The organism is Synechococcus sp. W55.2 (assembly GCF_047461635.1).
GTDB lineage: Bacteria > Cyanobacteriota > Cyanobacteriia > Thermostichales > Thermostichaceae > Thermostichus.
This window is the reverse complement of record NZ_JANSHM010000003.1, coordinates 67,026-79,526: the sequence shown is the minus strand read 5'-3', so window position 1 is coordinate 79,526 and position 12,501 is coordinate 67,026. Positions and strand designations below refer to the sequence as shown.

11 protein-coding genes are annotated in these 12,501 nt (G+C 59.2%); 4 read left to right on the top strand and 7 right to left on the bottom strand.

The window, feature by feature from the left end; translation table 11 throughout:
- The first annotated feature begins 73 nt into the window (after positions 1-73).
- From petB to leuB, 3 genes are all read left to right on the top strand, one after another.
- Entirely contained in the window at positions 74-721 is a 648-nt protein-coding gene (gene petB, locus NW828_RS01490; protein WP_041436518.1) for a cytochrome b6, read from the top strand.
- A gap of 98 nt (positions 722-819) precedes the next feature.
- Complete coding sequence (petD, locus tag NW828_RS01485) at positions 820-1,332, top strand: cytochrome b6-f complex subunit IV (protein WP_011433236.1); 513 nt, start codon at positions 820-822, stop codon at positions 1,330-1,332.
- Between the two features lie 185 nt (positions 1,333-1,517).
- A complete protein-coding gene (gene leuB, locus NW828_RS01480; protein WP_414380976.1) occupies positions 1,518-2,633 on the top strand; it encodes a 3-isopropylmalate dehydrogenase in 1,116 nt (371 codons plus the stop codon).
- Positions 2,634-2,714: 81 nt separating this feature from the next.
- On the opposite strand, the gene dusB is transcribed toward leuB, so the two are convergent.
- The 5 genes from dusB to NW828_RS01455 all read right to left on the bottom strand — a co-directional run bounded on the left by dusB (position 2,715) and on the right by NW828_RS01455 (position 6,209).
- Positions 2,715-3,800 (bottom strand): tRNA dihydrouridine synthase DusB, encoded by a 1,086-nt coding sequence (gene dusB / locus NW828_RS01475; RefSeq protein ID WP_414380975.1) that lies wholly within the window; start codon positions 3,798-3,800, stop codon positions 2,715-2,717.
- A 16-nt stretch (positions 3,801-3,816) separates the two neighbouring features.
- Positions 3,817-4,032: a 30S ribosomal protein S18 gene (gene rpsR, locus NW828_RS01470; RefSeq protein WP_011433239.1), complete on the bottom strand. Its 216-nt coding sequence runs from the start codon at positions 4,030-4,032 to the stop codon at positions 3,817-3,819.
- A gap of 29 nt (positions 4,033-4,061) precedes the next feature.
- The gene (gene rpmG, locus NW828_RS01465) at positions 4,062-4,256 is read right to left on the bottom strand and encodes a 50S ribosomal protein L33 (RefSeq protein WP_011433240.1); all 195 of its coding nucleotides are present in this window, start codon (positions 4,254-4,256) and stop codon (positions 4,062-4,064) included.
- 91 nt (positions 4,257-4,347) lie between these two features.
- A complete protein-coding gene (locus NW828_RS01460; protein WP_414380974.1) occupies positions 4,348-5,211 on the bottom strand; it encodes an RDD family protein in 864 nt (287 codons plus the stop codon).
- Positions 5,212-5,240: 29 nt separating this feature from the next.
- Positions 5,241-6,209, bottom strand: a complete 969-nt coding sequence (locus tag NW828_RS01455) for a ribonuclease Z (protein ID WP_041437346.1) — start codon at positions 6,207-6,209, stop codon at positions 5,241-5,243.
- A gap of 113 nt (positions 6,210-6,322) precedes the next feature.
- Here NW828_RS01455 and NW828_RS01450 point away from each other — a divergent pair, with 113 nt between their 5' ends.
- The gene (locus tag NW828_RS01450; RefSeq protein ID WP_414356101.1) at positions 6,323-6,694 is read left to right on the top strand and encodes a HesB/IscA family protein; all 372 of its coding nucleotides are present in this window, start codon (positions 6,323-6,325) and stop codon (positions 6,692-6,694) included.
- A 35-nt stretch (positions 6,695-6,729) separates the two neighbouring features.
- On the opposite strand, the gene NW828_RS01445 is transcribed toward NW828_RS01450, so the two are convergent.
- Positions 6,730-7,962, bottom strand: coding sequence for a response regulator (locus tag NW828_RS01445; RefSeq protein ID WP_414380973.1), 1,233 nt, complete (start codon positions 7,960-7,962; stop codon positions 6,730-6,732).
- 34 nt (positions 7,963-7,996) lie between these two features.
- Positions 7,997-12,319 (bottom strand): PAS domain S-box protein, encoded by a 4,323-nt coding sequence (locus tag NW828_RS01440; protein WP_414380972.1) that lies wholly within the window; start codon positions 12,317-12,319, stop codon positions 7,997-7,999.
- Between the last annotated feature and the right edge of the window lie 182 nt (positions 12,320-12,501).

Genomic DNA, 12,501 nt, shown 5'->3' with positions numbered 1-12,501 from the left:
AGATTGTGTTACATTGCTGAGTAGAGTGGGCTTGCCCCGCCCTCGAGATCCAATTTCAAGAATTGCAGGCATTATGAGCAAAGTTTACGACTGGTTGGACGAGCGGCTGGAGATTACGCCTTTCGTCGACGACGCAACAGGGAAATTCATTCCGCCTCACGTTAACATCTTCTACTGCCTCGGCGGGGTGACGCTGGTGTGCTTCTTAATTCAGTTTGCCACCGGCTTCGCCATGACGTTTTACTATCGTCCGACGGTGGCTGAGGCCTTTGAATCGGTGAACTACATCATGACCCAGGTGAACTTCGGCTGGCTGTTGCGCTCCATCCACCGTTGGAGCGCCTCCATGATGGTGCTGATGATGATCCTACACACCTTCCGGGTCTATCTGACAGGGGGATTCAAAAAGCCCCGTGAGCTGACCTGGGTAACCGGCGTGATCTTGGCGGTGCTGACCGTCTCCTTTGGCGTTACCGGCTACTCCCTGCCCTGGGATCAGGTGGGCTACTGGGCAGTCAAGATCGTCTCAGGTGTGCCCAGTGCCATTCCGGTGGTGGGCGACTTGTTGGTGCAACTGATCCGGGGTGGCGAAGCAGTGGGTCAAGCTACCCTGACTCGCTTCTACAGCTTGCACACTTTCGTGCTACCCTGGCTGACCGCAGTCTTTATGACCATGCACTTTTTGATGATCCGCCGCCAAGGCATTTCTGGGCCTTTGTGAGCAAGGTTTGACTCCCAGACGCCTTTGACTTTCCTGGTAACTGGGATCTTTACCTGCCACTTTTTCAGAACTTTTGTCCCTAGATAAGGAGAACTCCCATGGCCGTCTCAAAACAGGTGATAGCGACCGAGGCCATTACCCGCAAGGTTGATCTAGACAACCCCAAAGTTGTAGCCAAGCTGAAGAAAAACATGGGCCACATGACCTATGGTGAGCCCGCTTGGCCCAACGATTTGCTCTTTATGTTTCCGGTGGTGATCCTGGGCACTATTGGAGTGATCGTTGGCCTGTCAGTCATGGATCCGGCAGGTGTAGGGGAGCCGGCGGATCCCTTTGCTACGCCTCTGGAAATTCTGCCGGAATGGTATCTCTACCCCGCCTTCCACATCCTGCGGATTGCTCCCAACAAGCTGTTGGGAATTGCTCTGATGTCTGCCATTCCTGTCGGTCTCTTGTTTGTGCCCTTCATCGAAAACGTCAACAAGTTCCAAAACCCCTTGCGCCGTCCGGTGGCGACAACGGTGTTTTTGATCGGCACTCTGGTCACCCTCTACCTGGGCATTGGTGCCACCTTGCCCTTGGATAAGTGGGTCACCTTGGGCTTGTTCTAGAGGAACATCTGGGACTGCAGCTTGGTGGGTTGCTCGCTCGAGAGTGCAGCAGGTCGGTGGCCGGGCTGCACTTTCTCTTTTGGAGAGCTTTTTGGAGAAGTTGTCTGCAAACCTGTGTGCCAAGGGATGGGCCAGCCCGCCGAAGTGGTAGTATCTCTACGCCCTCGTTTTCAGCTTGACTGCCCATGAGCGCTCCTTCTCCCACTGCTCGAACCTATCGGATCACAGCCCTTGCCGGAGATGGCATCGGCCCCGAAATCATGCGGGTGGGACGAGCCGTTTTGGATGCAGTTGCCCGGCAGATGGGATTTGCTCTCCAGTGGCAAGAGGGCCTGATCGGCGGGGCTGCCTACGACCAGACTGGGGATCCCTTGCCGGCAGAAACCCTGAAAATGGCTCAAGAGAGCGATGCCGTTTATCTGGCTGCTGTCGGCGACTTCAAGTATGACGCTCTGCCTCCTGAGAAACGCCCGGAGCGGGCCTTGTTGGGCTTGAGGGCGGGGCTGGGGCTGTTTGCCAACTTGCGCCCGGTAAAAGTCTTCCCTCAACTGGTGGGGGCTTCCTCCCTGAAGCCAGAGGTGATCTCGGGGATCGACCTGGTGGTAGTGCGGGAGCTGACGGGGGGCATTTACTTCGGCCAACCTAAGGGAATCTTCACGGATGCCCAAGGATCCCGGCGCGGCGTGAACACCATGGTCTATAGCGAAGCTGAGGTGGATCGGATTGCCCGAGTTGCCTTTGAGCTGGCCCGCAAACGCCGGCGCAAGCTCTGCTCGGTGGACAAAGCCAACGTTCTCGAGGTGTCGCAACTGTGGCGGGAGCGGGTCAATGTCATTGCGGCTGAGTACCCGGAGGTGGAACTTTCCCACCTGTACATCGACAATGCCGCCATGCAGTTGGTGCGCTGGCCCAAGCAGTTCGACGTCATCCTCACGGGCAATCTCTTCGGCGATATCCTCTCCGATGAAGCGGCCATGCTGACCGGCTCTATTGGTATGCTGCCCTCTGCCTCTCTGGGATCCTCTGGCCCCGGCCTATACGAGCCGGTACATGGGTCGGCTCCCGACATTGCCGGACAAGACAAAGCCAACCCCATTGCCCAGGTGCTCTCCGGCGCCCTGATGCTCCGCTACTCCCTGGATCAGCCGCAAGCTGCCGACCGCATCGAACAGGCGGTAGAAGCCGTTTTGGCGCAAGGGTACCGCACCGCAGACCTCTACTCTGAGGGAATGACTTTAGTGGGTTGCCAGGAAATGGGAGAAAAGTTGGTGGCAGCCCTGTCCCAGCAGCAGGCGCAATAGCCTTTTTCGGGGCCACAGGCTACAGCCAAGGCAGACGTGCGGCGATTTCCAAGCAATTTCCAATTGTGGGGATCCTTGGAGCTACGCCCAACCGGCTTCAGGGAGAAGGTCGACCTCTTCAGTCGCTTCAACCGTCTCTTCCGGTCGAAGTGTGGCTTCTTGGCAGCGCTCCATGGCTTGAAGAAGCAGGGCTTCCCCTTCCTGCACCGTCTCAATGCGACAGAGGAGAGCGCGGAATTGAGAGGCCCCGGCAAAACCTTTGATGTACCAAGTCATGTGCTTGCGGGCCTGACGGATGCCACGTTCTCCCTTGTACTCCCAGAGACCGCGCAGATGCTCCAAGGCCATTTGAATCCGCTCCAGGGGAGTGGGGGCCGGTCTTTCTTGACCGGTTTTCAGGAAGTGATCGATTTCCCCCACCAGAAAGGGATAGCCCATGGTGCCGCGGGAGCACATCACCCCATCGGCTCCGGTTTCCTCCAAACACTTCACTGCTGCGGCTGTCGAGAAAATATCCCCATTGGCGATGACGGGAATGCGCAGGTGCTGTTTGACGCGGCGGATCCAGTCCCAGCGGGCTTTGCCGTTGAAGCCTTGGGCGCGTGTTCGGGCATGCAGGGTGAGCAGTTGCGCCCCTGCCTCCTGCAGACGGTGGGCAAAATCCAAAATGTTGATCTCCTGATCCGACCAGCCCAGGCGCGTTTTTACGGTTACGGGCACCTCCACCGCGTTGGCCACCGCCTCCACAATTCGTGCTGCCGTGTCGGGATCGCGGAGCAGAGAAGAGCCACCGCCGTTTTTGGTAATCTTGTTCACCGGGCAGCCCATGTTGATGTCCACTAAGGTCGCCCCTTCGTCCACAGCCATGCGGGCTGCTTCCGCCAGAAAGTCGGGCCGACAATCAAACAATTGGATGCCAATAGGCTGCTCCCCCTCGCCGACCTCCATGATGCGGGGCAACTGGCGGGCATAGCGCAAGCCGGTCGCACTGACCATTTCCGTGTAAACCAAGCTGTGGGGGGCAAAACGGCGCACCAGCCCTCGAAAGACTTGGTCGGTTACCCCTGACAGCGGCGCCTGAAAAACGCGGCTCAAAACTTTTACCCCGCCGATATTGAGGGGCTGGGACAAGCGGGCTTGGAGTTCCGGCGAAAGCTGCAGGCCCATCGGGATCCGGAGAAGGCTATCCCTCTTTGTTGACAAAGTAAAGAAGACCCATGATGCGCGCTCGTTTGATCGCGGCGGTGAGCTCCCGCTGCTGTTTGGCGGTCAGGCCGGTGATGCGGCGGGGCAAGATCTTGCCTCGCTCGGTAACAAATTTCTTGAGCAGCTCCACATCGGTGTACCTAATGGGCTCTCCCGGCTTAATGGGAGACAGGCGGCGGCGAGCGTAAACCATAGGTCAGGAGAACGGCGAAACGGCTTGAACTACTTAATCTCTTTGTGGACGGTGTGGCGGTTGCAGTGAGGGCAGAATTTCTTCAGCTCTAAGCGGGCTGTTGTGTTGCGGCGGTTTTTGGTGGTGGTGTAGCGGTTCACGCCTGGAGAGCGCTTGTTGACGTTGGTGCGGCACTCCGTACACTCCAGAGTAATGATGATGCGGGCACCCTTTGCTTTGGCCATGACGGATCCCAAGACGAAGGTAAACGGCAATGAGGAAACTGCAATCCCAGATCCTGAGGCTGGAGATGGGGGTTTACCTCGATAAGCGCGATCACCAATTATCCAACTTTTCCTTGACGGAATCAACCCAAGTTTTCACTTGCTTGCCCGTTTGTTGCCGTAGGCTACGGGCGTTGCGATCCACATCTTTGCTCAGGCGCTGCAACTGCTTGGACAGATCCCGCACGGTGTCATTGCGCTGGGCTTGGCGCAGCAGGTCGCGAGCAGCCGATTTGACGTCGTCAGCAGCGTCCCCCTCTAGGATGTCCTGCAAAAACTGCAGGACTTTTTCATCCAGGTGATAGCCCCGCTCCGCTTCCACGACCAGGGTGCGTCCAGCCCGGTCGTGAATGGTTTGGCGTTTTTCCTTGTCGAAGACGGCAAACAGCCCATCCGCAGCCAGAGGCACCAGCAGGGCCTCCGTGAGCACAAAGAGGGAGAGCACCCCCTCTCGAGCCAGAGAACGAACCAGGTGCGGCGAGGCTTCGGTCTCGGGATCCAGGGTTTTGATGTTCAGCAGCCATTTGCCGAGGCTTTGGCCCTCAGGGCGGGACTGGAAATAGCCGCGGTTCACCAGCCAGGTAGCGAAGAAGGCGATATAGCCGACCATGTCCACTGCGCTTGCATTGGCCCCTACCAGAGCAGCCAAGCCTTGGGCTAGGTAGGAGATCCCCAGCCCCAGCCCAAAGTCGAGGGCAAAGGCCCCTATCCGTTTACTCCAGGGAGCCAATTTCGGCAGGGTTTCCCCCTCAGCAGCCGTTTGCGGGACTGGCCGCTCGGCTTGAACCGGGGGCAGAGAGGTGGCAGGGGGCAAAGCGCTGAAGGCTCGCCATTCGTTGGCAGTTTGATCCAGTTGTTCGGTTTTGGGCCGCTCTGGAAATTGGGGGCGTTCGGGGTAGGGTCTGGGATCCGTCATTGCCGGTTGAGACAGTCAGTTCTACCATTCTAGCGAGGCAAGCCCACACCCACCGGCAGAGGGGACGGGCTGCGACGGGGGATCTCGTAGGTCAGCCGATCGCGGGCCAGCAGGGTATTGGGAAAAATGGCCTGAGCTTCTGCCAGCAGGTCTTCCAAGGTAATGGGGGCCTCTGGGGTGTAGCGGGGGCTGAAGTGGGTGAGGATCAAAGCTTGGGCCTTGGCTTCGGCGGCCACTTGGGCGGCCATGGCGGCGGTGGAATGCTTAGAGCGGCGGGCCAGCTCCAAGTCAGCCTGAGCGTAGGTAGCCTCGTGGATGACCAGATCCGCAGCCCGGGAGAGATCAACAGCATTGCGGCAGAAAATCGTGTCGGTGCAGTAGGAGAATTTGCGGCCCGGAATGGGATCCCCGACATAATCCCGTCCGTGAAAGCAGCGGCCCTGCCAGATGATGGATTGGCCGGCCTTGAGCTGCCCATACAGAGGGCCAAAGGGGATCCCATCGGCTTGGGCTTTGGCCACATTAAAGCTGCCTGGCCGATCCTGTTCCACCACGCGGTAGCCGAAGGCGGGCACCCGGTGATCCAGGGGCGCGCAGAAGACGGAGTATTCCGGCTCTTGCAGGATGAGACCGGTTTCGACGGTGTGAACGCGGAAGCCGTAGGGGATGCGCGTCTCGCTGTAGCGCAACACGGCCTTTAGGTACTCTTCCAGGCCCGGCGGGCCGTAGATATCGATGTGCTCAGGGGTGCTGCCCAAGCCACAGGAGGCCAACAGCCCCGGCAGGCCGTAGATGTGATCCCCGTGCATGTGGGTGATGAAAATGCGGCGCAACTGGCTGGGGCGCAGCTCGTCTAGGCGCAGCAACTGGTGCTGGGTGCCCTCGCCACAATCGAACAGCCACCATTCCGACCGCTGGGGAAACTGCACCGCCACCCCGGAGACGTTGCGCTGGCGGGTGGGCATGCCGGAGCTGGTGCCCAAAAAGGTGATCCGAATGGCATTGGGATCTGTCACAGGGGCAAGACCTCAAGGATTGGGATCCCTAGCTTACCAATTGCTCTCGCTGGCCGAGAAAAAACCCTTGATAGGATGGGGAGTAGAACGTACCCTTGAGCCTTCTTGTCATGATCACCCTGACCGATAGCGCCATCCAAGAGTTGAAGCGCCTGCGCAGCAAGTACGAAAAAGAGGGATCCCAGCCCATCCTGCGTCTGGGGGTCAAGCCAAGCGGCTGCTCTGGCCTCTCTTACGTAATGAACTTCGAGTCTCGGGCCAACCCTGACGATCATACCTTCGACTTTGGGGATATCCAGGTGGCAGTGGATCCCTTGAGTATGACCTTGATCAGCGGCACCACCGTCGACTTTTCCGAGGATCTGCTGGGGGGCGGTTTCCGCTTCAGGAACCCCAATGCAATAGCTAGCTGTGGGTGTGGCACCTCCTTTGCCACTGCTGAGACTGCTGCTGTCGTTGGTCACTAAAGTCTCAATCGCTGCCTCCCACCCGCCTTTGGGCGTCAACGGTTGGAGGGCTCTAGGCTGGGCAGCCAAAGGACAAACCAAGTCCATCCCTTCTGGCTGGTGACCCGGACTTGGCCCTGCAGATACTCCACCCAATGCTTCACCAAGGCCAATCCAAGGCCGCTGCCCGGCTGCGCCCAGGGATCCTCAGAGGGCACCCGGTAAAAGCGTTCGAAAAGGTGGGGCAGGTGGTCAGGCTCGATTTGGGCGGTGTTGCCAATCCTTAGCTCAACCCCACCGGGAAAGGCTTGCACCTCCAAGCGGAGGGTTCCGCCCGGCTGGGTAAACTTGCAGGCATTTTCCAGCAGTTCCTTCAGGATCAGGGTTAGCTGCTGCGGGTAGCTGTAGAGCACTGCGGGAAGTGAGGTCAGCTCCGCCATCTCCAGCTTCAGTTGCCGAGCCTGAGCCCGTTCTCGCACCCCGTCGAGCAGGCTTGTGCAAAGGCTGTGGAGATCGATGGCGGCAGCCGCAGAGCTCAACTCTTTGGCTTCTAGGCTCTGCAGATCCAGCAACTTGTTGATCAGCTCAATTTCAGCCTGACACTCTTCCAAAGCGATGCGGTGGTATTGGCACTGCTTCTCGTTGAGAGGAGTGCGGCCCAATAGCTCCAGGGCCAGCTTGATCTTGGTGAGGGGGGTGCGCAGCTCGTGGGAAACGCTGGCCAGAAAGCTATCCTTAAGGCGGCTGAGCTGCTGCAGATCCTGCACCTGGCAGGCCAGCTGGGCGGTACGTTCCTGCACTTTGACTTCTAGGGCTTGGTTAAGTTCCCGCAGGTGGCGTTGGGCTTGGCTGGCCTGGATCAGGTGGCGGATGCGCCGCTTCAAAACCGCCCAACGAATGGGCTTGGAAATGTAATCGCTGGCCCCGGCAGCAAAGGCTTCATCCACGCAGGACTCATCTTCCAGCGCCGTGACGATGAGAATGGGCAGATCCGAGTTTTGAGCATGGAGGCGGCGACAGCACTCAAACCCATCCACATCCGGCATGACCGCATCCAGCAAGACCATATCCACTGGGTGTTGAGCGGCTAGCTGCAGACAGACTTCGCCGCTGCTGGCTTCCAGGACTTGGTAGCCTTCTCGCTCAAGGGCGTAGCGAACCAAGAGTCGCTGGCTGCGCTCATCGTCCACCACCAACACCAACGGCTTCTTTTCAGGCGAGGGGGATCCCGCCTGGGCCTCAGGAACCGCCGGCGAGCTGGCCGGAGGATGGGGATTGGGCCTCAGCATAGGCATCGAGAGGAGAGGGAGAAAAGCTCTGCACTCAGAGACTGAGGATAACTTGCCGATATGCCACCTCCAGCTTCTGCACGGCTTGCTCTATAGTATCCCATTTTACAGAACTGGCTGGCTCGGCATGAACCAGCTTTTCCAACTGCTGACACAGCTCGGCCAGACGTTTGGCGCCCAGGGTGCTGCTGCTGCCCTTGAGGCGGTGGGCCAACCGAGCAATGGCTTGGGGATCCCGCTGCTCTAGGGCCTGCCGCAGGGATCCCAATAGAGCTTCGCTGTCCTGCCGGTAGGTTTGGATCATCTCCTGCCAGGCTTCTGGAGAGCTGAAGACTGCCCGCATCTGGGCGAGGATAACGGGGTCGAGGGGCGGATCCTCTTCTTGGCTGGCCGGGATGGGAAGGGGAGGGGATCCCTGAAGAACCCGGACTAGGGCGGCTGGCTCCAAGGGTTTGGTGAGGTAGCCATCCACCCCGGCAGCTTGGGCAGCAGCACGGCCTTCCGAAAACACATTGGCCGTGAGGACAACAATGCGAGGCTGGCGCTCAGGAGGCAGTTCAGCGCGGATGCGACGGGTGGCCGCAAGACCATCCAGCTCCGGCATTTGCATATCCATCAACACCAGATCGTAGGGTCGCAGGCGCAGAGCTTGGACGGCTTCCAGACCGTTGCCGACTATGTCGGGCCGGTAGCCCAATCGCTCCAGCATGAGGCGAATCACCTTCTGGTTAACCGGGTTATCCTCTGCCACCAGGATCTGAAGCGGGTAGCGGCTGGCCAGGGTAGCGTCCCAAACGGCGGGAGGAGCGGTGGGAGAGGAAGATAAGGAGAAAGGAGCTTTTTCTCCCACAAGCCCCAGCAGCAGCTTCCGCAGTTGGGAGGCTTTGACCGGCTTGGCCAAAGTGGGGAGAGGGTCTGCTGTGGAGATGAAGTTGCGCCCCGTCAGCACTAGCGGTAACAGGCGGGGTTGCGCTTTCCGCAGGTTAGCCGCCAGGGTCAAGCCATCCCGGTCTGGCAGGGTGGCATCCAGAAGGGCCAGGTCAAAAGGACGAGTTCTAACTGCAGCCTGGGCTTCTGCCGCCAAGGCACAACAGGTTACCTCCATGCCCCAAGCGCTCAGCAGTCGGGATAGCAACTGCCGTTGACTGGCGTTGTCTTCCACCAGCAAAACCCGCTTGCCGGCCAAGCACGGATCCGGTGCGGCGGTTGGCAACAGCTCCTGGTCTGGCCTCTTTAGGGGGATGCGAAAGCGAAAAGTGGATCCCTGGCCCGGCTGACTTTCCACCCCGATTGCTCCCCCCATGAGCTGGCAGAGACGCTGGCTGATGGCCAAGCCCAGGCCGGTGCCCCCAAACTGGCGGCTGATGGAGCTATCCACCTGGCTGAAGGGCTTGAAGAGGCGATCCAATTTTTCGGGGGGAATGCCAATGCCGGTATCTTGCACCTGAACGCTTACCCACTGCTTTTCGGGATCCCTCTCCCCGGCCTCGACGGTCACCACCACCTCTCCCTGGGGGGTGAACTTGATGGCGTTGCTGAGCAGATTGGCCAGAACTTGCCGCAGGCGACTTGGATCCCCTATCAAGGTTGGCGGCAGGTTGGGATCCACCCAGGCCATCAGCTCCAGCTCCTTGCTCTGGGCTTGGGCTGCCATCAGATCCAGCAGCTCCTCCACCAACTGCAGCAAGGAAAAAGGCATTTCCTCCAGTTCCAGCTTCTGGGACTCGATCTTGGAGAAATCGAGGATGTCGTTGATTAGGTTCAGCAGCACCTCGCCTCCATAGCGGATGGTCTGTACCCAATCCTGCTGCTGCGGATCCAAGGAGGTGTCCAGGAGTAGACTGGTCATCCCCAAAATGGCGTTGATGGGGGTGCGGATCTCGTGGCTGATGGTGGCCAGGAACTCGCTCTTGGCGCGGCTGGCGGCTTCGGCAGCTTCCTTAGCTGCTTTCATCTGCTCTTCTGCCAGCTTGGCTAGGGTGATATCCCGCCCGGCGGCGTAGATCAGGGATCCGGCCAAAGAGGCTCGCCACTCGATGAAACGATAGCTGCCGTCCTGGGTGCGGTAGCGGTTGACGAAGTGATCCAGCCGTTTCTCTTCGACAAGCTGCTGCATGGCGGCCTGTGTGGCGGGGACATCTTCCGGGTGAACCCACTCCAAAAAGGGTCGGCTCTGCAGCTCCTGCAGAGAATAGCCCAGCGTAGTCTCCCAGGCGCGGTTGAGACGGCGAAAGTACCCTTGGGCATCGGCAATGCAAAGCAAATCCAGAGCCACCGAGAAAAACTGCTCCAGCTCCGCTTCTGCCGACTTGCGGGCAGTGATGTCTACTGCGGTAAATACCCAACAAGGGATCCCGCGCAAGACAAGGGGCTGCACAAACACGTCTTCCCAGACAACCTGGCCATCCTGCCGCTGCCATTGCCACTCAAAGCGGGCGGATCCCTGGCAGCGGGCCTGCTCCAAGTGGGGCTGCAAAGCAAACTCCCTCCCCTGCAAAGCCCGGCGATAGGGAGACTGCTCGGAAGCGTCGAAGGCTCGCAGCTCCTCCAGGCTGGAGAAGCCATAGGCCGAAATGGCTTGGGAGTTGGCCTCCAGGATCTCGCCGGTCTCGGCATGGCGGATGAGGATGGCCACAGCGGCATTCTCAAACAGCGCCCGGAACTTCTGCTCGCTTTCCTGGACGGCCTGCTGGGATCGCACCCTGTCGGTTACATCGCGGACGATCACCACCACCTCTTGGGGGTTGAGGGGCACAATGCGCACCTCTTCGTGGCGGGTCTCCCCTTCAATCTCGATGCTTTGGTCGTAGCGCTGCCGCGTCTGGGTAGCTATAGCCTGCTGAACAAAGAAAAGCCGCCGCTCGGCCAACTCCGGTGGCAAAAGCTCCTGCGGGGATCGGCCCACGTAGGTGTCGGGTGAGCCATAGAGAAGAACCTCGCCCCCCGAGATAAAGCTCAAGCAAATGCCCTGGCTGTCCAGGCGAAAGATCAAGTCGGGAATGGCTTCTAGAATGGCTCGCTGCAGCTGTTCAGCGGCTTTCAAGGCCAGCTCCGCCTGCTTGGCTTCTGTAATATCCCGCACGATCACCAGGACTTCCTGGCTGTTCAGAGGCACAATGCGGGTTTCTTCGTGGCGTACCTCCCCTCGGACTTCAATGCTGTACTCGTAGCGCTGTTGGGTTTGGGTGGCCAGGGCTTGCTGAACATAGAAAAGCCGCTGCTCGGCCAGCGCTGGCGGCAGAATTTCCCGGGGGGATCGACCTAAGTGGCGCTCTGCTGGGCAGTCAAGATGGACATCGCCTCCGGAAATAGAGCTCAGGCAGATGCCCTGGCTATTCAGGCGAAGGATGAGGTCGGGGATGGCTTGGAGAATGGCCCGCTGGGTGGCTTCCATTTCTCTAAGGGCCAACTCCGCCTGTTTCCGCTCGGTGATATCCCGCACCAGGATGTAAACTTTGTCTCTCCCGTGAGCGACAACGCAGGCTCTCCGATAGCAGCGGATCCCCGGCTCAATCTCAACTTCGTACTCTAGGTACTGCGGCGTCTGGCTGACCAAGGCCCCCTCCGCCAGAGATGGATACTGCTCTTTCAGCGAGCCAGTAAACACGTCTTGGGCGCGGCAACCCACGTAAAACTCAGGCGGATGTCGGGTGGGAACGTAAGGGGAAGGCTTGCAATGAAGAATGACTCCCTCGGCGCTGAGCTCAAAAATCAAGTCGGGAATGGCCTCGTAGAGGGCGCGGTAGCGAGACTCGCTTTCCTGTAGAGCCCGCTCCATCTTGACCCGCTCGCTGATGTCGCGGCTGGTGATGAGGATCCCGTCTCCCACCGGCACCACTTGGTGATGGATCCAACTGGCCTTCAAGCCCGGCTGCCCCGAAATGGGGAACTCCTCTTCCAGAGGAATGCCGGTTTCCACCACTCGCTTGTATTTCTCAAAAAAGCCCCCCCAGCGGTTGATGGGCAGCAGCTCGCACAGCCGCTGGCCGATGATCTGCCGGCGCTGGAGGGAAATGAGCTCTTCCCCCTTGGCGTTGACATCCACAAAGACAAAGTCGCGGATCTCGCGGGTAACGGGATCCCGCACCGCCTCCAGCAGGTAAATAGCATCCAAGCTGGCTTCCAAGGCTGCCCGAAAACGAGCCTCTGGGCTGGGGGTGCCTCTAGGAGGTTGGAAGGGAAATCTTCGAGAAAGGGATCCCAGGATCCCTCTGAAGACAGAAAGCGGCTGACTTTCCCCCAGGCTGACGCCAAGCAGCAGGAGAGCCAAGAAGAGGGATCCCAGCAGCCAAAAGGCAAGGCCAGAGGGATCCACCAGGCCCACCGTTTTCCCTACCGCCCATAGCTCTCTGTGCATAGAACCCAGAGATTCCTGCCCCCTTTCCACAGTATCCCAGCAAGTCTTTCCAGCTTATCTTGGAGGTCAAAAGGGGAAGCTCAGCTAACTTGCGGAAATGGCCTCTATGCAATGGGCAGGATTCCTCAAGAGTGGCTTTTTGGGGAAATGAGTCTTGGCTCAAAGCTTTGTTTCTGGGTGCA

Coding starts and splice junctions, on each gene's coding strand:
- petD (WP_011433236.1), top strand. CDS start 820: ATGGCCGTCTCAAAACAGGTGATAGCGACCGAGGCCATTACCCGCAAG.
- rpsR (WP_011433239.1), bottom strand. CDS start 4,032: ATGGTTTACGCTCGCCGCCGCCTGTCTCCCATTAAGCCGGGAGAGCCC.
- NW828_RS01460 (WP_414380974.1), bottom strand. CDS start 5,211: ATGACGGATCCCAGACCCTACCCCGAACGCCCCCAATTTCCAGAGCGG.
- dusB (WP_414380975.1), bottom strand. CDS start 3,800: ATGGGCCTGCAGCTTTCGCCGGAACTCCAAGCCCGCTTGTCCCAGCCC.
- NW828_RS01440 (WP_414380972.1), bottom strand. CDS start 12,319: ATGCACAGAGAGCTATGGGCGGTAGGGAAAACGGTGGGCCTGGTGGAT.
- NW828_RS01445 (WP_414380973.1), bottom strand. CDS start 7,962: ATGCTGAGGCCCAATCCCCATCCTCCGGCCAGCTCGCCGGCGGTTCCT.
- leuB (WP_414380976.1), top strand. CDS start 1,518: ATGAGCGCTCCTTCTCCCACTGCTCGAACCTATCGGATCACAGCCCTT.
- petB (WP_041436518.1), top strand. CDS start 74: ATGAGCAAAGTTTACGACTGGTTGGACGAGCGGCTGGAGATTACGCCT.
- rpmG (WP_011433240.1), bottom strand. CDS start 4,256: ATGGCCAAAGCAAAGGGTGCCCGCATCATCATTACTCTGGAGTGTACG.